The organism is Acidovorax sp. IB03 (genome assembly GCF_016406015.1).
Taxonomy (GTDB): Bacteria; Pseudomonadota; Gammaproteobacteria; order Burkholderiales; family Burkholderiaceae_C; genus Acidovorax; species Acidovorax temperans.
On the sequence record NZ_JAEFCH010000009.1, the window covers coordinates 98,125 to 117,440 of the forward strand.

The 19,316-nt window shown below is 64.4% G+C and carries 22 protein-coding genes; 12 read left to right on the plus strand and 10 right to left on the minus strand.

The window, feature by feature from the left end:
• The first annotated feature begins 74 nt into the window (after positions 1-74).
• Complete coding sequence (locus tag IHV84_RS07595) at positions 75-1,490, plus strand: dihydrolipoyl dehydrogenase (protein ID WP_198846398.1); 1,416 nt, start codon at positions 75-77, stop codon at positions 1,488-1,490.
• A 76-nt stretch (positions 1,491-1,566) separates the two neighbouring features.
• Entirely contained in the window at positions 1,567-1,782 is a 216-nt protein-coding gene (locus IHV84_RS07600) for a YjfB family protein (protein ID WP_198846399.1), read from the plus strand.
• Between the two features lie 42 nt (positions 1,783-1,824).
• Here IHV84_RS07600 and IHV84_RS07605 read toward each other — a convergent pair whose 3' ends face one another.
• Positions 1,825-2,958 carry an FAD-binding oxidoreductase gene (locus IHV84_RS07605; RefSeq protein WP_198846400.1) on the minus strand — a complete coding sequence of 378 codons (1,134 nt, stop codon included), beginning with the start codon at positions 2,956-2,958 and terminating at the stop codon, positions 1,825-1,827.
• 219 nt (positions 2,959-3,177) lie between these two features.
• On the opposite strand from IHV84_RS07605, the gene IHV84_RS20630 reads away from it, so the two are divergent.
• The 3 genes from IHV84_RS20630 (at position 3,178) to IHV84_RS07615 (ending at position 4,725) form a co-directional block, all read left to right on the plus strand.
• A complete protein-coding gene (locus IHV84_RS20630; RefSeq protein ID WP_255523542.1) occupies positions 3,178-3,303 on the plus strand; it encodes a hypothetical protein in 126 nt (41 codons plus the stop codon).
• Between the two features lie 217 nt (positions 3,304-3,520).
• The gene (locus IHV84_RS07610) at positions 3,521-4,123 is read left to right on the plus strand and encodes a chromate transporter (RefSeq protein ID WP_198846401.1); all 603 of its coding nucleotides are present in this window, start codon (positions 3,521-3,523) and stop codon (positions 4,121-4,123) included.
• Complete coding sequence (locus IHV84_RS07615) at positions 4,120-4,725, plus strand: chromate transporter (RefSeq protein ID WP_044395220.1); 606 nt, start codon at positions 4,120-4,122, stop codon at positions 4,723-4,725. Before IHV84_RS07610 ends, IHV84_RS07615 begins: the two co-directional genes overlap by 4 nt.
• A 60-nt stretch (positions 4,726-4,785) precedes the next feature.
• On the opposite strand, the gene rlmB is transcribed toward IHV84_RS07615, so the two are convergent.
• Positions 4,786-5,535, minus strand: coding sequence for a 23S rRNA (guanosine(2251)-2'-O)-methyltransferase RlmB (gene rlmB / locus IHV84_RS07620; protein ID WP_198846402.1), 750 nt, complete (start codon positions 5,533-5,535; stop codon positions 4,786-4,788).
• A 141-nt stretch (positions 5,536-5,676) separates the two neighbouring features.
• Positions 5,677-6,372 carry an ABC transporter ATP-binding protein gene (locus IHV84_RS07625; protein WP_066784428.1) on the minus strand — a complete coding sequence of 232 codons (696 nt, stop codon included), beginning with the start codon at positions 6,370-6,372 and terminating at the stop codon, positions 5,677-5,679.
• A 60-nt stretch (positions 6,373-6,432) separates the two neighbouring features.
• Between IHV84_RS07625 and IHV84_RS07630 the strand changes: the two genes are divergently transcribed.
• Complete coding sequence (locus tag IHV84_RS07630) at positions 6,433-7,068, plus strand: arylesterase (protein ID WP_198846403.1); 636 nt, start codon at positions 6,433-6,435, stop codon at positions 7,066-7,068.
• 110 nt (positions 7,069-7,178) lie between these two features.
• Here the strand turns inward: IHV84_RS07630 and IHV84_RS07635 are convergent, their stop codons facing one another.
• From IHV84_RS07635 to IHV84_RS07650, 4 genes are all read right to left on the minus strand, one after another.
• Positions 7,179-7,358 carry a hypothetical protein gene (locus IHV84_RS07635; RefSeq protein ID WP_082758626.1) on the minus strand — a complete coding sequence of 60 codons (180 nt, stop codon included), beginning with the start codon at positions 7,356-7,358 and terminating at the stop codon, positions 7,179-7,181.
• A 58-nt stretch (positions 7,359-7,416) separates the two neighbouring features.
• Positions 7,417-8,232 (minus strand): DUF2189 domain-containing protein, encoded by an 816-nt coding sequence (locus IHV84_RS07640; RefSeq protein WP_198846404.1) that lies wholly within the window; start codon positions 8,230-8,232, stop codon positions 7,417-7,419.
• Positions 8,233-8,409: 177 nt separating this feature from the next.
• Entirely contained in the window at positions 8,410-9,648 is a 1,239-nt protein-coding gene (locus tag IHV84_RS07645; protein ID WP_198846405.1) for a PLP-dependent transferase, read from the minus strand.
• Positions 9,649-9,689: 41 nt separating this feature from the next.
• A complete protein-coding gene (locus IHV84_RS07650) occupies positions 9,690-10,232 on the minus strand; it encodes a BON domain-containing protein (RefSeq protein WP_198846406.1) in 543 nt (180 codons plus the stop codon).
• Positions 10,233-10,443: 211 nt separating this feature from the next.
• Here IHV84_RS07650 and IHV84_RS07655 point away from each other — a divergent pair, with 211 nt between their 5' ends.
• From IHV84_RS07655 to IHV84_RS07670, 4 genes are all read left to right on the plus strand, one after another.
• On the plus strand, positions 10,444-12,120 hold the full coding sequence (locus IHV84_RS07655) for a SulP family inorganic anion transporter (protein WP_198846407.1): 1,677 nt from the start codon (positions 10,444-10,446) through the stop codon (positions 12,118-12,120).
• 79 nt (positions 12,121-12,199) lie between these two features.
• Positions 12,200-12,976, plus strand: a complete 777-nt coding sequence (locus IHV84_RS07660; protein ID WP_198846408.1) for a GGDEF domain-containing protein — start codon at positions 12,200-12,202, stop codon at positions 12,974-12,976.
• Positions 12,977-12,986: 10 nt separating this feature from the next.
• Positions 12,987-13,829, plus strand: a complete 843-nt coding sequence (locus IHV84_RS07665) for a MinD/ParA family protein (RefSeq protein WP_198846409.1) — start codon at positions 12,987-12,989, stop codon at positions 13,827-13,829.
• 130 nt (positions 13,830-13,959) lie between these two features.
• Positions 13,960-14,733: a sulfurtransferase gene (locus IHV84_RS07670; protein WP_198846410.1), complete on the plus strand. Its 774-nt coding sequence runs from the start codon at positions 13,960-13,962 to the stop codon at positions 14,731-14,733.
• A 71-nt stretch (positions 14,734-14,804) separates the two neighbouring features.
• Here the strand turns inward: IHV84_RS07670 and IHV84_RS07675 are convergent, their stop codons facing one another.
• From IHV84_RS07675 to IHV84_RS07685, 3 genes are all read right to left on the minus strand, one after another.
• Positions 14,805-15,692, minus strand: a complete 888-nt coding sequence (locus tag IHV84_RS07675; protein WP_198846411.1) for a pirin family protein — start codon at positions 15,690-15,692, stop codon at positions 14,805-14,807.
• A 65-nt stretch (positions 15,693-15,757) separates the two neighbouring features.
• Positions 15,758-16,312: a flavodoxin family protein gene (locus tag IHV84_RS07680; RefSeq protein ID WP_198846412.1), complete on the minus strand. Its 555-nt coding sequence runs from the start codon at positions 16,310-16,312 to the stop codon at positions 15,758-15,760.
• A gap of 44 nt (positions 16,313-16,356) precedes the next feature.
• Positions 16,357-17,058 (minus strand): pirin family protein, encoded by a 702-nt coding sequence (locus IHV84_RS07685; RefSeq protein WP_198846413.1) that lies wholly within the window; start codon positions 17,056-17,058, stop codon positions 16,357-16,359.
• A gap of 106 nt (positions 17,059-17,164) precedes the next feature.
• Here IHV84_RS07685 and IHV84_RS07690 point away from each other — a divergent pair, with 106 nt between their 5' ends.
• Both IHV84_RS07690 and IHV84_RS07695 read left to right on the plus strand, forming a co-directional pair.
• On the plus strand, positions 17,165-18,103 hold the full coding sequence (locus IHV84_RS07690) for a LysR family transcriptional regulator (RefSeq protein ID WP_198846414.1): 939 nt from the start codon (positions 17,165-17,167) through the stop codon (positions 18,101-18,103).
• A gap of 97 nt (positions 18,104-18,200) precedes the next feature.
• Positions 18,201-19,304 (plus strand): NAD(P)/FAD-dependent oxidoreductase, encoded by a 1,104-nt coding sequence (locus IHV84_RS07695; protein WP_198846415.1) that lies wholly within the window; start codon positions 18,201-18,203, stop codon positions 19,302-19,304.
• Positions 19,305-19,316 lie beyond the last annotated feature (12 nt).

A 19,316-nucleotide genomic window follows, 5' to 3' on the forward strand; every position in this document is an offset into this window, starting at 1 on the left:
GGCTGTAGGCCTACACGCGCCCAGCCACGGGCCGCCCACACTCGCTGCTCTCACCTCAATTTGGAGAAGGGCACATGGGGGCACCCCTGGACACCATCATCATCGGCGCGGGCACTGCGGGGCTGGCGGCCCTGCGCGAGGTGCGCAAGCGCACCGACCGCTACCTCATCGTGAACGACGGTCCCTGGGGCACCACGTGCGCCCGGGTGGGCTGCATGCCTTCCAAGATGCTCATCGAGGCGGCCAGCACGTTCCACCGGCGCCATGCCTGGAATGAACTGGGTCTGCGCGGCGCCACGGCGCTGGTGGCCGACCTGCCTGCCGTGCTGCAGCGGGTGCGCACACTGCGCGATGAGCTGGTCGCCGGGGCCTTGAAGGCCACCCAGAACCTGGGCAGCGCGCAAAAGTCGGGCCGTGCCACGCTGCTGGGGCCCGGGCTGGTAGAAATTGGCGGAAAAGCCCATGCCACGCGCAGCATCATCATCGCCACCGGATCGCGCCCCCTGCTGCCCGACGCATGGCTGGCCTTTGGCGACCGCATGCTCACCACCGACACGCTGTTTGAACAGCCCACGCTCGGCCCACGCATCGCCGTGATCGGCATGGGCCCGCTGGGGGTGGAAATGGCCCAGGCCCTGGCTCGGCTGGGGCTGCAGGTGTCCGCCTTCAGCACAGGCGAGCACTTCGCGGGCATTCGCGATGCCGCCATCAACACCGAGCTGGCCCAGGTGCTCAAAGCCGACATGCGGCTGTACACCGGCGCGCCCGCCGAGCTGCGGGAGGTGGCAGGCGGCATCGAGGTGCGCAGCGGCAACCAGGCCGTGGTGGTCGATCAGGTGGTGGCGGCCATGGGGCGCACGCCCAACATCGAACACCTGGGGCTGGAAACCCTGGGCGTGCCGCTGGATGAACGGGGCCTGCCGCCCGTAGACCCGCAAACTCAGCAGATCGGCAACCTGCCCGTGTTCATGGCGGGCGATGCCAATGGCCACCTGCCCTTACTGCACGAAGGGGCAGACGAAGGCCACATCGCAGGCATCAACGCGCTGGCCAGTGCACCGCGCAAGTTCCGGCGCCGTACGCCGCTGGCCATTGTTTTTTCAGACCCGCAGGTGGCTGCCGTGGGCCGCCGGTGGGCGGACCTGGACGCCCACACCACCATCACCGGTTGCGCCAGTTTTCATGACCAGGGGCGTGCGCGCACTGCCCTGCGCAACGCGGGGCGGCTCTGCATTTACGCCGACCAAGCCACGGGCCGCCTGCAGGGCGCGGAGATGTGCACCCCGCAGGCAGAGCACATGGCACATCTTCTGGCGCTGGCGGTTCAGCAAAAACTCACGGTGCGAGATCTGCTGGGAATGCCCTTCTACCACCCCACTTACGAGGAAGGGTTGCGCACGGCCCTGCGTGATGCCGCTCGGCAACTGCCGCAGCCTGCGGATTCCGACCTGGCCACCTGTGGCGGCATCGGTGTGCCGGCACTGGAATGAGCGCGACAGATGTAACAACGGTCAAGTGCATGGCAAAAACAGCCGATAGGGCTGTGTAACCCAGCAGGAGCCCTTCATGGACGTCGCCCTCTCCAACAGCATCGTGGCCACCGCCACCAACCTTGCCAGTGCGCAGACCTCTGACGCCTTGAACATGGCAGTGCTGAAAAAAGCGCTGGACGTTCAGGCATCAAGCGCCGCCACCATGATCGACGCCATGCAGCAATCCATGCCCCAGCCCGCGCTGGCTACTTCGGGCACGCTGGGCACCCAGGTCAACACCTTCGCGTAAGAAACTGCTCAAATGGTCGGCCGGGCGCGCCCCGCACCGCCCTCAACGCAACCTGGCTGGCGACAGCCCCTGCGGCTCAACGCCTTCAGCCTCCAGCTCGGGGCCTAACGGCTCGCCCCGCAGCAATCTTTTGGCCAGCAGTGACGCGCCTGCCGCGCTCTGGATGCCGTACCCACCCTGCCCCGCCAGCCAGAAAAACCCGGGTACGTGGTTGTCCCAGCCAATCACCATGTCGCCGTCGGGCACGAACGAGCGCAGCCCTGCCCAGGTGTGCGAGGGGCGGCGGATTTGGAACGTGGTCAATTCTTCAATGTGGTAGATGCCCGTGGCCACGTCCAGCTCTTCGGGCACCACGTCGTGTGGATGGGTGGGGTCGGCATTGGCGGGCGAGCCCAGCAACTGGCCGGCATCGGGCTTGAAGTAAAAGCTCTCGTCAATGCCAATCACGGCAGGCCAATGGCTGGCGTCCATCCCCTCGGGCACGGCAAACGTGAAAGCGGTGCGCCTGCGCGGCTCCAGCCCGATGGGTGGCACGCCCGCCATGGCGGCCACCACATCCGCCCACGCGCCTGCAGCATTGACGATGGTGCTGCCCCGCAATTGCCGGCCATCGGCCAGCGCCACGTGCCAGGCATCCCCCTCTTTTCGCAAGCCCACCACCTCTGCCTGGGTCAGCACCTGCCCGCCCTGCTGGCGCAGGCCGCGCAGGTAGCCCTGGTGCAGCGCATGCACGTCGATGTCGGCCGCTTCGGGCTCGCTCATGCCAGCGGCCACGGCCTCGGGTTTCAGGCAAGGCAGCTGGGCCAGCAGCGCGGGCTTGTCCACCCACTCCACATTGGGGGATGCCGCACGGGCATCGTCGTAGGCCCGTTTGAGCAGATCCAGCTGGTCTGGCCCCGCCACGTAAATCACGCCACGCGGCGAAAGGATGGGGTCTGCGCCAAACTCCGGCGGTGGCGCGTCGTAGAACGCACGGCTGGCGCGCGTCAGGGCCTGGATGTTGGGCGTGCCATACGTGGCCATGTACAGCGCAGCCGAGCGCCCGGTGGTGTGATAGCCGGGCTGCGATTCCCGCTCCAGCAGCAGCACGCTGCTGCGCCCGTCTTGTACAAGCTGCCAGGCGATGGAAGCGCCTGCAATACCGGCGCCGATGACGATGTAGTCTGCTGTCTGCATGGGTTGCGTCGCTGTGGTGTGGTGCGTTAGGAAGGCGCCCAGCGGATGCGCTGGGGCCGCATGGGCAAATGGTAGCGCGGCGTGCGCATGCCGATGGGACAACCAAACGGCTCGCTTGTCCAGCCGGTGGACCAGGATTAGCGCTTGCGCGGTACCCTGATGGGCATCGTTCGGGTGCTGACCCGTGGCATCCATTCACCCCATCACAGGAACTGACCCATGGCACAAGTGCTCGTCGTGAAGTACGAAGCCCAGGCGGATCTGCGCATCTTCAAGGTCAAGCACCTGGCGCAGGCGGGCTGGCGCACGCAGGGGCATGTGCTGGAAGGCAAACTGGGGAAGTGAGCGGCTGCGGCCGGGGCGCGCCATTCATCGCCCCGGCCTTGCCGCAATGCGAAGGGCAACCGAGCGCTCGGCCCTGCTTTGCGGGCTAACATCGCAGGCTTGACGCGGCTTGGCTCTGCGCCGCCCGGAAAGGCCAGCCGAGTCGCAGATTTGCTCTTGATTTGATAGCTGCTTGCGCTTGATGGATAAGCGCTAGAGGCCAATTTTGCCCCAACCCATGGCCGACGCCCCTGATGTGACTGCTGCTGGCACCGACCCCGCCGCCCCCCGCCCCCAACCGCGCGACTGCGCCGATCTGTTCTGGTCCTTCACCTGGCTGGCGCTGCAAGGCTTTGGCGGCGTACTGGCCGTGGTGCAACGCGAACTGGTCGAGAAAAAACGCTGGATGACCAACGACGAGTTCGTGGAAGACTGGGCCGTGGCCCAGATCATGCCCGGCCCCAACGTCGTCAACCTCTCCATCATGATTGGCGAGCGCTACTTTGGCTGGCGCGGCGCCGTGGCGGCCCTGGCGGGCATGTTGACCTTCCCACTCATTCTGGTGCTGGCGGTGGCCGTGGTGTATGCCCAGTTTGCCTCCCAGCCCGCCGTGGCTGGCGCGTTGCGGGGCATGGGGGCGGTAGCCGCCGGGCTGATTGCTGGCATGGGCCTCAAGCTCTCGTCCACCTTGCGCAAACACCCGCTGGGCCTGGCGGTGTGCGTGGGCCTGGTCGCGCTCACGGTGATTGCCATGGCGGTGTTGCGCTGGCCCCTGTTCTGGACCTTGCCCAGCGTGGGCCTGCTCGCCTGCGTGCTGACCTGGAGAAAGATCGCCCCATGACCACCGCTGCGCCCGCCATCGTGGCCCTTTCTTCGTGGGACTGGTTGCAACTGTTCCTGTACTACCTGTCGCTGTCGCTGCTGGCGGTGGGCGGGGCCATCAGTACCGCGCCGGACATGCACCGTTTTCTGGTGGAGCGCAACGCCTGGCTCACCGATCCACAGTTCAACGCCTCCATCGCCATCGCGCAGGCCGCGCCGGGCCCCAATGTGCTGTTCATTGCCCTGCTGGGGTGGAACATCGGCATCAACGCCGGTGGCCCGGGCGCCGCAGGCTGGGCGCTGGGCCTGCTGGGCATTCTGGTGTGCATGGTGGGTGTGATGTTGCCTAGCAGCCTGCTGACCTGGCAGGCCACCCGCTGGGGGCACCGCAACCGCAACCGGCGCAGCGTGCGCGCCTTCAAGCAGGGTATGGCTCCGGTGGTCATTGGCTTGCTGCTGGCCACGGCATGGGTGCTGACACGTGCCCATGGCGCTGAAATGGTCAACTGGCCGCTGTGGGCCATCACGGCCGCCACCACCCTGCTGGTGTGGCGCACCAAGCTGCACCTGCTGTGGATGCTGGGGGCCGGCGCCGTGGCCGGGGGCATGGGCTGGATCTGAACGGCCTGGGCCGCCAGCCCTGGCCCAAGCCGGTAGCAGGGCTACCAACCTTGGGCGGGTTTACAGCGAACGCTGTCGCAGTGCCTCGTACAGGCACACACCGCTGGCCACCGAAACATTCAGGCTCTCGACCGCACCCTTCATCGGGATGGAGACCAGTTCATCGCAGGTTTTGCGGGTGAGCTGGCGCATGCCGTCACCCTCCGCGCCCAGCACCAATGCCACCGGGCCTTTGAGGTCTACCTGATAGACGGTTTTGGGCGCGTCATCGCTGGTGCCGATGCACCAGATGTTGCGTTCCTTGAGCTCGTTCAGGGTGCGCGCCAGGTTGGTCACCATGAAGTAGGGCATGGTTTCAGCCGCGCCGCTAGCCACCTTGGCCACGGTGGCGTTGATACCCACGGCATGGTCCTTGGGGGCAATCACTGCGTGTGCACCAGCACCGTCTGCCACGCGCAGGCACGCGCCCAGGTTGTGCGGGTCGGTCACACCATCCAGCACCAGCAGCAAGGGCTGCTCGACGCCTGCGGCTTCCAGGTTCTCCAGCAGCTCGTCCAGCGAGGTAATCTGGGCCACGGGCTCCACCCGCGCAGCCACGCCCTGGTGGCCGTGGCTGCCGGCCAGCTTGGCGATGCGAACGCTGTCGGCTTCGATCAGGCGGGCACCGGCCTCTTTGGCACGGTCCAGAAACTGCCGCATGCGCGCATCGCGGCGCGTGGCTTCGTAATAAATCTCGATGATCGATTGGGGCGCGGTCTTCAGGCGCACGCCCACGGCATGAAAGCCGAAGAGAACTTTGGGGGAGGACATGCGGGGATTATCGTTGCCCTGGCTCCGCCCACTTCCAGGGCCACGCAGCCAAAACGCTGGCATTTCACTTTGCGCAAAGAATTGCTATTAAATCAATAGCTGCTTGCGGTTGATGGACAAGCGCCAGGGGCAAAAAATCCATCAACCCTCAGCCACACGCCCTGCGTCGATGGTGATGCGCCGCTCACACTGCGCGGCGATAGCCCGGTCGTGGGTCACGAGCACCAGCGTGGTTCCCAATTCGCGGTTGAGTTCAAACATCAGCCGCATGATGGATTCACCCGTCGCAAAGTCCAGGCTACCGGTCGGCTCGTCGGCCAGTAACAGCGCTGGCTGCACCACAAAGGCGCGTGCCAGCGCCACGCGCTGCTGCTCGCCCCCCGATAGCACTTTGGGGTAATGCCCCAGGCGCTGGCCCAGGCCCACACGCTCCAGCATTTCGGCAGCGGCCTTGCGGGCATCGCGGCGTTCGGCCAGTTCCAAAGGCAGCATCACGTTTTCGAGTGCGGTGAGGTTGCCCATGAGCTGAAAGCTCTGGAAGACGAAGCCCACCTTTTGCGCCCGCAGGGCGGCCCGGTCGTCCTCGCTCAGCGCGAACAGGTCTTGCCCATCCAGCCGCACCGTGCCGCGTGTGGGGGTGTCCAGCCCGGCAATGATGGACAGCAGCGTGCTCTTGCCCGAGCCCGAGGCCCCCACGATGGCCGCCGTCTCCCTTGGCGCCAGACGGAAATCAATATCCCGCAAAATGTCCAGCGTCCCGGTGGAGTCCGTCACCGACTTGAACACATGCTCGACAGCAATAATGGGCGTTACGGGCAACGAGGGGGATTCAGGCATGAAAGGCTCTTTACTTTGATTCGCGATCTGCATCGGCGTCACTTTATCCTCACCGCCTCCATGGCTGCCGTCATGGGGATTTACGCGCCTGGCATCGGGGCCCAAACCACGGCGCGCGCGGCTCCCAAAGCAACCAAGGCTGCGGTCATTCTGGTGCTGGGCGACTCGTTGAGCGCCGAGTACGGTCTGCCGCGCGGCTCGGGCTGGGTGGCCCTGCTGGAAAAGCAATTGGCTGCGGACAAGATCAGCGCGTCTGTGGTCAACGCCAGCGTGAGCGGCGAAACCACCTCGGGCGGCCGCTCGCGCATAGCGGCGCTGCTCCAGCAGCACCAGCCCACCCATGTGGTGATTGAACTGGGAGGCAACGACGCGCTGCGCGGGCTGCCGCTGCAAAACACCCAGGACAACCTGACCTTCATGACCCAGGCCGCCCAGAAAGCGGGGGCCAAGGTGCTGCTGGTGGGCATGCAGGTGCCGCCTAACTACGGCACGGATTACGCCAACCGCTTTGCCGCGCTGTTCGAAACGGTGGCCAAGGCGCAGAAAGCGGCGGTGGTGCCGTTCTTCCTCAAAGGTGTGGCCGATGGAGCCGACCCCACCCGCATGTTCCAGCCCGACCGCATTCACCCCAAGGCCGAGGCCCACCCGCTCATGCTGGCCAATGTGTGGCCAGAGCTGAAGAAAATGCTGCGCTGACGCGCCAAAACAAAAAGCCCTGCAAACGCTGAAACCAGCGGTTGCGGGGCTTGTGAGCGAGACTTTGCCGGGGCGCCAGAAATAACCTTTTGCGCGCCGGGCGCAAAGTGTCAGTTGTTCGTGCCTTCACTGGGTGCTGCGGAGGGCGCTGCATCCTGCTCGCCCTCAGCGTTTCCCGTCTGCGGATCGTCCGGCCGGCGTTGTGCTTTGGCTCTCAGCTTCTCTTCTTTTTTTTGTTTTTTAGCGAGTTCGCGCTGGCGTTTTTCGTATCCGTAGTTAGGTGTTGCCAAGGTGTTTGCTTTCTGAAGTAGAGGCCCACTGTAACAGCTTGGCTTTCGGGGCCAAGGCTCAAGCCAATTCGGGCTGCATGGCAGCGGCAGGCACGCGCTGCACAGCGGCGCGGTAGGCATGCCAACTGGCATGGCCCAGCAGCGGCCCCACCAGCACCAATGCCACACTGCCTGCCCACAATGACGCGCCCACCAGCAAAGTGATGAGGGCACCCCACAGCAGCATCGTCAAGGGGTTCTCCAGCACCACGCGAATGCTGGTGATCCCAGCCGTCAGGGCATCGGTGTCGCGGTCAAGGATCATGGGAATGGACACCACCGAGGTGGAGAACACCAGTGCCGCAAACACCCCGCCCACTGCCGAGTACACCGCAACAAAGCTCCAGTTCTCAGGGTTGAACACCGCCTGCAATACGCCCGTGGTGGACGGCATGCCGGTATTGAAGAACACGGCGAACACCACCAGCGACGCCCGGCCCCACAACAACTCCAGCACGATGAGCACCAAGATCAACATGCCCATGCTGCCCATGTGGCTGTCCCAGCAGGTCAGTGACTCGCTGAGCTGTGGCGGAATGCCTGCCTCACGTCGGCGGCTGGTTTCGTACAGCCCCATCGCCAGGAAGGGCCCTACTAGCAGACAGCCACTGGCCAGGGACATCGTGTATTCCGGCCGCGTGCGGAACACCCAGCCCAGCACCATCGCCATGAACCAGAAACACAGGCCGTAAAACACTGCAATACCCGGTGCAGCGCGCAAATCCTGCATGCCCTGTGCCAGCCAGCGGAAGGGGTCTGCCAGCGTGAGGCGCTGCAGAACGATGGGGGCAGCATCGCGGGTGGGAGAAACCTCGGGGACGGGGGTGTCGGACATGGGTGGCACTGCGAGGTAAAACGAGGACTTAACCCACATCAAGTGGGCGCTGACCACACCGTAATGCAGCCCGCCATGCTTTACCACTGAGGAAACTACCACCCCGCCCCTCCCCCCGCCCTCCGCGCGCCCCTGTATCTCTGCGCAAGATGCCTGGGGGGTTCCGTGCCGTGGTGATCAGGCTGGAGTGCGCTCCATCACCTCAAGCGCCTGCGCAAGGTCGGCACGCAAATCCTGGGCGGCTTCCAGGCCAATCGCAAAGCGCACCAGGGTACCCGGCTTCAAGTGCGGTGTGGGGCCGCTGCGCATGCTCGGCAGGTGGTAGGGCACCACCAGGCTGATCGGGCCGCCCCAGCTGTAACCCAGCTTGAACAAACGCAGCGCATCGCAGAACGCATCCACCTGCGCCTGGCTGTAGCGTGCATCGATCATCACACTGAACAACCCGGCTGCCGCGCCCTGCCCCGCGTTGGCTGCGCCGCACAAGGCGCGCCAATGTTCATGGCCGGGGGAACCTTCAAGGGCCGGGTGCAGCACCTGTGCAATGGCGGGCTGGGTTTGCAGCCAGTGGGCCAATTCGCGGGCCACGCGGTCGTGCGCGGCATAGCGCAGCTCCACGCTGGGCAGTGAACGCAAAACCGCCTCCACGTCGTTCGCCCCCACCCCCAAGCCCAGCCGCATATGCGTGAGCTTGATCTTCATGTGCAAAGCGTTCGACCGGGTCATCACACTGCCCATCAGCACGTCACCACCGCCGCTGGGGTATTTGGTGAGCGCGTGGGCAGACACATCCACACCCAGAGAGCCATCGCCCAGCAAATCAAACGGGGCAAAAGCCAACCCGGCTCCCCAGGTGTTGTCGAGAGCCGTGAGGACACCCCGTTCGCGGCAAATGCGCACCTGGGCAACAAGATCAGGAAACTCCATCGTCACCGAGCCAGGGGCTTCCAGCCAGACCAGCCGCGTTTTGGGCGTGATGCGCTGGGCCAGATCGTCAGGATTCAAGGCATCGAAAAATGCGTGGGTGATGCCATAACGTGCCAGCTCCACCAAGGCAAAGTCTTTGCCCGGGCCGTACGCGTTGTCGGGGATCAGAACTTCATCGCCCGCTTTCAGCAACGCCAAACCCACGGTAGCAATGGCAGCCAGGCCACTGGGCACCAGCACGCATTCGGTGCCGCCTTCCAGCTCGCACAAACGTTCTTCCAGCAAAAAGGTGGTGGGCGTGCCGTGCAGGCCGTAGGTGTAGCCGGTCTTGTCTTTCCAATCGCGGGCGCGCATGGCGGCCACGTTGGGGAAGATGACGGTGGAGGCCTTGAACACGCCCGGTTGGGGCGCTGCAAACTCAGCGGGGGGCGTGTAAGCGTGGTGGATGAGGCGGGTGGAGATTTCGGATGCAGGGGCTGGTGCTTTCATGCGTGCATGTTAGCGCCACCTGCACCGACCCATGGCAGTCTTTAACCGCCAGAAATCACCAGCAAATTCGTCACGGAAGTGACGCCCTTGATGCTCCTGGCGATGGTCTGTGCGCGGTCTTTGGCGGCCAGGTTGGGCGCAGGGCCATTAAGGGTGACAGCACCGTTTTGGGTGTCCACGTTGATCTTGACGGCACTTAGATCCGGGTCCTTGGCCAGCCCGGCAGACACCTGGGCGGTGATGGTCGCGTCGTCCACCTTGTCCATCGCGGTGTTGGCGGCCTGCTTGGCAGATTCACCCAGGTCCTTTGCCATGGCTTCAGCACGCTCAGCGCTTTGGTCCATGCGGGCATCGGCCTTGTCCATGGCAGCCTCGGTTTTCGCCCTGGCATCTGCCGCAGCTTGCTCTGTCTTTTCGACAGCAGAGTCCAGGCGCTGCCCCACGGTGGGCTCTTCGTTGCGGCCACAGGCGGTCAAGCCCAGGGCCAGCGCGCTCACGGCCAGAATGGAGGCGATGCGCGCACCCTTGCTGAATTGGGAGCGAGAGGTGGTGACTTTCTGTGGGTTCAATCCGGTGATGTTCATGACAAGTTCCTCGTGATGACAAAGATGGACAGACTGTAGGCAGGCCTGGCCCACGGCCGTGTGGGATGCCTGCCAAAACCGTGTAGGACGCGGCTGAAGCCACGCGTCAGCCCAAGAACGCGTCCGCTCAGCGGATCGATGTGTGCCGCCACCGGCAAAAGAGAGTCCCTCACGCACACCGAGAAGGCTGCTACAACGACAATCCCTCCCCATGCTGCGCACCGTTCTCCGATCCTGGCTCCCGTTTTTATCCTGGCCTCGGCCATCTGCCTCTTTGCTGCGTGGTGAGTTCCTGGCAGGCATGACGGTGGGCTTGATGCTGGTGCCCCAAGGGGTGGCCTATGCTGCGCTGGCGGGTATGCCGCTGATCACAGGCATTTACGCATCGCTGCTGCCCGCCTTGGTGGCTGTGCTGTTCAGCTCCTCCACCCGCCTTGGAGTGGGCCCCACGGCGCTGACCAGTCTGCTCATCGGGGCTTCGCTCACGGGCCTTGCCGAGCCGGGCAGCGCTCAATGGGTTCAGATGGCGGTGTGGATCGCGCTGCTGTCAGGTGCCTTGCAGTGCGTGATGGGGCTGGCCCGCTTTGGCTGGGTGGTGAACATCGTCACGTCGCCGGTGCTCAACGGCTTTACCCAAGCGGCGGCATTGTTGATCCTGGCTTCTCAGCTAGGGGCCCTCACGGGGCTGCGGTCGAACTGGGGGGCGTTGCTGGCCACCCCGTCCTTGGGGCTTTTTGACCTGGCTGCGCTGGCCTTTGGTGTCGGTAGCGTGGGGGCGCTGCTTCTGGCCAAAAAGCTGAAGCCGACGTTTCCCGCCGCCATCGCCGTGGTGGGCGCTACGGGCGCCATCAGCTGGGCCACCGGTTATGCCGACGCAGGCGGCGCGGTGGTGGGGCATCTGCCCCAAGGCCTGCCCACGCTGCATTGGCCCGGCTGGCTGCCCTGGTCTGACCTGGGCTCGTTGCTGATGCCGGTGCTGGTCGTGACACTGGTGAGCTTTCTGGAAACTGCTTCCAGCGCCAAAGTGGAAAGCCAGCGTTCCAGCGAGCGCTGGAACGAAAACCAGGACCTGATCGGCCAAGGCCTGTCCAAAATCAGCAGCGGTCTGTGCGGCAGCTTTGCCACCAGCGCATCCTTTTCGCGCTCTGCCATCAACCTGTATGCGGGCGCACAAACGGGTTGGGCCACGGTGTTTTCGATTGGCGTGGTGCTGGTGGTGCTGCTGTGGCTCACACCTGCGCTGTACTACGTGCCCACCTCGGCGCTGGCAGCGATTGTGGTCACCGCCGTGTTCAGCCTCATCAAGCCCTCTTCCATCACCCGGCTCTGGCGTGTGTCGCGTGTCGAGTCGTTGATTGCCATCGTCACGTTCGGCCTCACCCTGGCCACTGCGCCACGCATGTACTGGGGAGTGCTGGCGGGTTTGCTGATGAACCTGTGCCATTTTCTGTACCAGCGCCTGCACCCACGCATCATTGAGGTGGGCCTGCACCCGGACGGAAGCCTGCGTGATCGGCACCTTTGGAGCCTGGAGCCACTGGCACCGCACGTGCTGGCCCTGCGCATGGATGCCGAACTCGACTTTGCCTCGGCCAGCGCGCTGGAACAGAGGGTGGCGCAAGACCTTGGCGCGCACCCCGACGTCAGGCACCTGTGCCTCCTGGCCCAGCCCATCAATCGCATCGACGTGACGGGCCTGGAGGTATTTGCCCAGCTGCACGCGCTGATGCTGGCCCGCGGCGGCTGTCTGCATGTGAGCGGGCTCAAACTGCCGGTGGAAACAGCGCTGCGCAAAGCGGGGGTTCTACCCGCTGCGGCAGGTCTGGTCACCTACCGTACAGACGCCGAAGCACTTATAGCCTTGCAGCAACTGCCGAGTGGCCGTTAACCCTGTTACCCACGCCCTGATTGCGTTACGCAGGGCATGCCCGCTGCTACACTCGAACCAACTTTAGAAGCAACCATTTGTGTCTGATTCGGCGGCCCCTCACCTTGTAGACCTGCGCGATTTGCGCCTGGACACTGCCCACGCCCTGGTATCCCAGGTCAACGGCGGCGGGCCAGCTACCGCCTCTGACTACGCCCATCCACGGCAGTACCTGCAAGGCCTGATTGACGGGCTGTGCGAGCTTTCTCTGAAAGACCCCCTGACAGGCTTGGCCAACCGCAGGCATTTCCGTGCGGTGCTGGAACGCGAAATTGACCGGGTGACGCGCTCCGGTGAAGCGGCACTGCTGCTGATGCTGGACATTGACCACTTCAAGAAGGTGAACGATGTGCACGGACACTCTGCGGGTGACCTGGTGCTGCAATCGGTAGCGCGCACCCTGAGCGCCTGTGTGCGTCCCATGGACACTCTAGCCCGCTATGGCGGTGAAGAGTTTGCGGTGGTGCTTCCCGCCTGCCAGTCGGCGTTTGGACACGCAGTTGCCGAGCGTATCCGCCGTGCCGTGGCCAACACGCCGATTCGGATATCGCCCTCTGTCGAGCTGAATGTCACCGTCAGCGTTGGCGGCGCATTTGCGTTGCAATGGATCCGGTCTACCACCCTGCTGTGGATTGATCGGGCTGACAATCAGCTCTATCAGGCAAAATCGCAAGGACGCAACCGCGTGAGCATCGAGGAGCAGCCCGACAGCACTGTGAGTGCTGAAGAAAAGAGCTTGTTGTTTGGCCCGCTGTATTCTCCTTCGGGCTGGGGCGACCTGCCGCCCCCGCTGGATGCAACAGGCAGCGCCTACTGAAAGTTAGATGATGAGCGACGCGCTGTCCCCCCAACCCATGACGCCCAACGCAGCGCCCGTACAGGCCGGTCCTGTCGCGGGAGCGCGCATCATTGCCATCACCAGTGGCAAAGGTGGCGTCGGAAAAACCTTTGTTTCAGCCAACCTCGCGGCGGCGTTGACCCGCAGAGGCCAGCGCGTCTTGGTGTTGGACGCTGACCTCGGCCTCGCCAACCTGGACGTGGTGCTTAACCTTCACCCCAAGATCACGCTGCACGACGTGTTCACGGGCAAGGCACGACTGGAAGACGCCATCATCAAGGCCCCCGGCGGGTTTTCGGTGCTATTGGCAGGCTCAGGCATGGTCGAGTACTCGCGCCTTACCCCCGAGGTGCGCAACCAGTTCCTGAGCGTCATCCAGGCGTTGACGCCCCAATACGACGTGGTGCTGCTGGACACCGGCGCTGGCATTTCCGACGTGGTGCTCTTTTCCGTATCGCTGGCTTCCGAAGTGCTGATCGTGGCAACGCCCGAGCCCACCTCGCTGACAGACGCCTACGCCGCCATCAAGGTGCTGGCCATGCAGCAACAGCGCCAGCATGTGCGCATGGTCATCAACCAGGCAGCGCGTCCGGGTGACGGGCGGGCCATTACCAGCCAGTTGCAGCAGGTGCTCGACCGCTTCGTCAGCACCCAATCGGGCCGCCCCGTGCGCTTGATCCACATGGGCGATATTCCTGTCGACCCATCGGTGCGTGATGCGGTGATGCGCCGCCAGCTCTTGCTGGTGAATACGCCCGGCTGCCCTGCGGCGCTTGCCATTTCGCAGCTGGCGAACAAGATCGAGACAGCGCTGCTGACCCCCACGGCATAATTCCTGCCGTGCTTTCCTGCCAGGCCGGGCTTCGTGCCCAGCGCCCGGTTGTTTGGGCTGCCAGCGCTTTCGACAACCACCCACCGGTTTCGGCAGAGCCGCCGCTCAGCTTGTTTACCCCCATCCCGCCGTGACGTCCGTACTCAATATTTCCTGCTACAAATTCGTGCCCCTGCCTGACGCAGCCGAGTTGCGCGAACGACTCCACGCGCAGGCGGTGGCTGCGGGCCTGAAGGGCACGATCTTGCTGGCCGAAGAAGGCATCAACTTCTTTTTGGCGGGCACCGCCCAAGCAGTGCGGGGCTTTGTGGATGGCATGCGGGTGGACGAGCGCTTTGCCGACCTGGAGCCCAAGGAGAGTTGGTCCGACACGGTGCCATTTCGCAAGATGCTGGTCAAGGTCAAGCGCGAGATCATCCGCATGGATCACCCCACCATCCGCCCGGCGCAGGGGCGTGCCCCGTCAGTGGACCCAGCCACGCTGCACCGCTGGCTAGAGCAAGGCCATGACGACGCTGGCCGCGAGGTGGTAACCCTGGATACACGCAACGCGTTCGAGGTGGACGCCGGGACGTTCGCCGATGCAATTGACTGGCGCATTGCCAAATTCACGGAGTTTCCTGACGCCTTTCGTGCCCACAAGGCAGAGCTGCAGGACAAAACCGTGGTGAGCTTCTGCACCGGGGGCATTCGCTGCGAAAAGGCGGCCATCCTGATGCGGGAAGAAGGCCTGGAGCATGTCTACCAGCTTGAAGGCGGCATCCTCAAATACTTTGAACACACCGACGGAGCGCACTACCACGGCGGCTGCTTCGTGTTTGATGAGCGCACCGTGCTGGCGCCCGATCTTTCTGCACAGCCATTCGCCAAGGCTGGCGACGAAGATGCCGGTGCATCCAGTTGAATTTACTATCAAAAAGTGAGCTACTTGCGCTTGTAAAATAAGCGCCAGAGCCACTTTTAACTCAAACCCTGTCAGGGCTTGAAACGGCGCTCGGGCAGCGGTATGGACTCTGTCTCGCCCGGCACATGGCCCATGCGCTGGGCCTCCCAGTCGTCGGCCGCCTGCATGATGCGTTCTTTGCAGGTGGAGACAAAATTCCACCAGATGTGCCGGCGCTGAAGCAAAGCGTCTCCGCCCACCAGCATGCAGCGCACGGCGCTGTCTCCCGCACGCAGCAGCATGGCATGGTCTGTGGGCAGCACCGTCAACGTCTGGGCGGCCAGCGTGACGCCGTCCAGGGCGACAGCAGCATCCACGGTGTACAAGCCCGCCTCTTGTGCCAAGGCCGCAGGCAACGCAAGCGCCCCACCGGCAGGCAGCTGGATATCCAGGTACAGAGCCGGCGCCAGGCTGACAACCGGGGACTGCTGCCCCCACGCCTGGCCTATGAGCACACGCACCGTGGCGTCCCCCACTTGCAGCTGCGGTATGGCATCTGCGGGGGTGTGCACAAAGCTGGGCTCCGCCTCCTCTGCCTCTACCGGCAACGCCGCCCACAGCTGAATACCGTGGTTCACATAGCTTGTCTGCGCCAGCGTTTGGGGGCGACGCTCGGAGTGGACGATGCCTTTGCCGGCCGTCATCCAGTTGATGGCGCCTGGCTCGATTTGCTGCACCGAGCCCAGACTGTCGCGGTGCATGATGGCGCCCGAGAACAGGTAGGTCACCGTGGCCAGGCCAATGTGCGGGTGCGGGCGCACATCGTGCTCTGACTCCGGCGTGACGGTGACCGGGCCAAAGTGATCAAAGAACAGAAATGGCCCGATGGATGGGCGCCCCATGGCAGGCAACAGCCTGCGCACCTTGAACCCGCCGCCCAGGTCTTTGTCGTGCGCTGTGATGGTTTGCATGGCTGCCATGGTGTTTGCCTTTTCTGTAATGGCCCTGCCCCATAGAGGGTCAGGGCAGATCAAACCGGGGAGCGTCAGCCCTTGAGGCGCGCCGTGATGTCGGCCACCCGCTTGCCGTAGAGCTTGGCGGTGTCCAGGTCGCCCTGGGGAATTTCGGCCACCGACGCGTCAGATGGCGACTGCACCAGCAAGCCCACCGAGCCACCCAGGTTGTTCACATCGCTGCGCGTGGCGGCCTTGCTGTTGCTGGGCAACATGCCCAAGCTTACCCATACGCCACCGTGCTGCGACGCCAAGGTTTGCAGCGCAATCAGCGTGACCTGCTTGTCGCCGCTGAGGCTGGCGCTGTTGGTAAAGCCACCAAACACCTTGTCTTGCCAAGCGCGGGAAAACCACGCTTTGGATGACGCATCGGCAAACTTCTTGAACTGCCAGCTGGGGCCGCCCATGTAGGTGGGTGTGCCGAAGATGATGGCATCTGCGGCGTTGAGCGTTTCCCAGCCGCCTTCGGGCAGGTTGCCTTCGGCGTCAATCGCCAGCAACTGGGCATTTGCGCCATCGGCCACTTGCTGGGCGACGCGCTGGGTGTGGCCGTAGCCAGAGTGGTAAACCACAACGATTGGGGGCATCAATAACTCCTGAAATCAACAGACCAATGTAAAAAGATGAGCGATCAGTTCGCCAGATCAAACACCAGCACTTCCGCATCCTGCCCGCCAGACAGCGAGACCTGCGTTTCATTTTCCAGCATCGCGGCATCGCCCGCCTTCAGGCATTCGCCATTGACCATGACGGTACCGCGCACCAGTTGCACATAGCCCTTGCGCCCCGGCTGCATGGGCAAGGTGGCCGTCTCGTCACCGCTCAGCAAGCCCGCGTAAATGGCGGCATCGGCATGGATCAACACCGAGCCTTGCGCCCCATCGGGCGATGCCACCAGGCGCAGCGTGCCGCGCTTCTCGGCATCGGTGAAGCTCTTTTGCTCGTAGCTGGGTGCAATGCCGCGCACATTGGGCTCGATCCAGATTTGCAGAAAGTGCGTGGTCTGCCCGGCTGCGTGGTTGAACTCGCTGTGCATCACGCCCGTGCCTGCACTCATGCGCTGCACGTCCCCGGGCGGAATGCCCTTGACGTTGCCCATGCTGTCCTTGTGGGCCAGTTCACCCGACAGCACGTAGCTGATGATCTCCATGTCGCGGTGGCCATGGGTGCCAAAGCCGGTGCCGGGCGCAATGCGGTCTTCGTTGATGACACGCAGGTTGCCAAAGCCCATGTGGCGAGGGTCGTAGTAGCCGGCAAAAGAGAAGCTGTGGAAGGACTGCAGCCAGCCATGATCGGCATAGCCCCGGTCTTGTGATTTGCGAATCGTCAGCATGGTGATTGCTCCTTTCAATGCCTCCACTGTAGGACGCGCGGGGCGTGCACAGGCTCTGTCCGATTGATGGCATCATTCAAAACGCTTGAACAAAAATGAGCCGACCATGCAAAACGCTCGCGACGTCCTCACACCGGACAGCCTGACCATGCTGCAGGTGATTGCCGAAGCCGGCAGCTTTGCCGCCGCCGCCCGGCAACTGGGGCTGGTGCCCAGCGCCCTCACCTACCGCGTGCGGCAGATCGAAGACGCGCTGGATGTGCTGCTGTTCGACCGCAGCGCCCGCCAGGCCAAGCCCACAGAGGCCGGGGCCGAGCTGCTGCGCGAGGGCGGCCGGCTGCTGCAGGACATTGATGCCGTGGCCAACCGCGTGCGCCGGGTGGCCACGGGCTGGGAGCCGCAGCTCACGCTGTCGATTGACGGGGTGATCTCTCCGCACACCATGCTGGAGCTGGTGGAGGCGTTTTACGCCATGTCGCCCCCCACCCGCCTGAAGCTGCGCGACGGCATCATGAGCGGCACGCGCGAGGCATTGACGTCGGGCCGGGCTGACCTGGCGATTGGCGTGTCCAACATCGCATCCGACGTGGCCGGGCTACAGCAGGCGCCACTGGGTGACCTGCTTTTCATCTACGTGGTGGCCCCCCACCACCCGCTGGCCAGCATGCCCGAGCCCATCCCCGATGCCGTGATGTTGCGCCACCGGGCCGTGGCGGTGGCCGATTCGGCCCAGCGTGGGGGCATGACCATGGGCCTGCTGGGCGGGCAGGATGTGCTGACAGTGGACACCATGCAAGCCAAGGTGCAAGTGCAGTTGCGCGGCCTGGGCGGTGGCTTTTTGCCAGAACCCATGGTGCGCCCCTACCTGGAAGCCGGCCGCCTGGTGGCCAAGCGCGTGGCCCGCCCCGAGCGCCAGTTGCGCCTGCACTATGCCTGGGGCGGCCCGGGCTTCACGGCACCGGGGCGCGCGTTGCAATGGTGGCTGCAGCAGTTGCAAAGCCCCGCCACGCGCAAGGCCCTGCTGGAAAACCACCACCATTTTTGAGCCGCGACAGACCGGCGCGCGTGTAGAGTGGGTACCGTCAAGTATTCAACGTCGCACGTCACTTCCGCCGTCTCTGAAAGTCCCTGAAAGGCAAACCATGAGCAAAACCGTTTCCCGCCCCTCCAAGCGGCCCCGACGCAACGACACCTCCACCCCGACGCCCGGCCCGCGCCACTTCGCCATCATCGGCGCAGGCATGGCCGGCATTGCGTGCGCCCGCACCCTGGTGCAGGCTGGCCACCGCGTCACGGTGTTCGAGCAGGCAGATGCGCCAGGGGGCCGTACGGCCACCGTGAACACAGTCTTCGGCTCGTTTGACATTGGCGCGCAATACTTCACCGTGCGCGACCCGCGCTTTGCCCGCGCCATCGACACCGTACCAGGGCTGTGCAAGCCCTGGAGCGCAAACAACGTCCGCGTGCTCGACGCCACCGGCCGCGTCACCTCGCAGGGCCTGCTGTCGCGCGAAGCGCACTGGGTGCCCAGCCCCGGTATGCAATCTCTGGTGGCTGCCTGGGCGCAGCCGCTGCAACAGGCGGGTCAGTTACAGCTCAACACACAAGTGCAGCGCGTGGAGCGTGACAGCCTGAACCCCCAAGGCTGGCAATTGCGCACCCAAGGCTCGGATGGCTCCCAGCATGTGTATGCGGGATTTGATGCAGTGCTGTTCAGCCAGCCCGCCACGGCAGCGCAGGCGTTGCTGGTCAAGTCGGCCATTGACTGCACGCTGACCACGCCCCTGTCAAAGGTGGCCATGGCCCCCTGCTGGACGCTGACTTTGGCCTACCCCCAGGCCGTGCGGCCAGGGCTGACCACGCTGGGCCCCCAGTGGAACGTGGCGCGCAGCACCCACCACCGTATTGCCTGGCTGGCCCGCGAATCGTCCAAGCCCGGCCGCGGCACGGTGGAGCGCTGGACAGTGCAGGCCAACCCTGCCTGGTCGGCAGAACATCTGCAAGACGATGAAGCCCGTGTGCAAGCCAAACTGCTCAAGGCCTTTGGCGAAGTCACCGGCCTGCGTGCCGAGCCAGCCCATGTGGCCCTGCACTGCTGGCCCTATGCGCAGACCACGCATCCACTGGGCCTGAGCCACCTGTGGGACGCCACCATGGGCCTGGGTGCATGCGGCGACTGGTGCCTGGGCCACCGCCTGGAAGACGCTTTCATCTCGGGCCTGGAACTGGCACTTGCCGTGAAATGAGTGGGGGGAGCG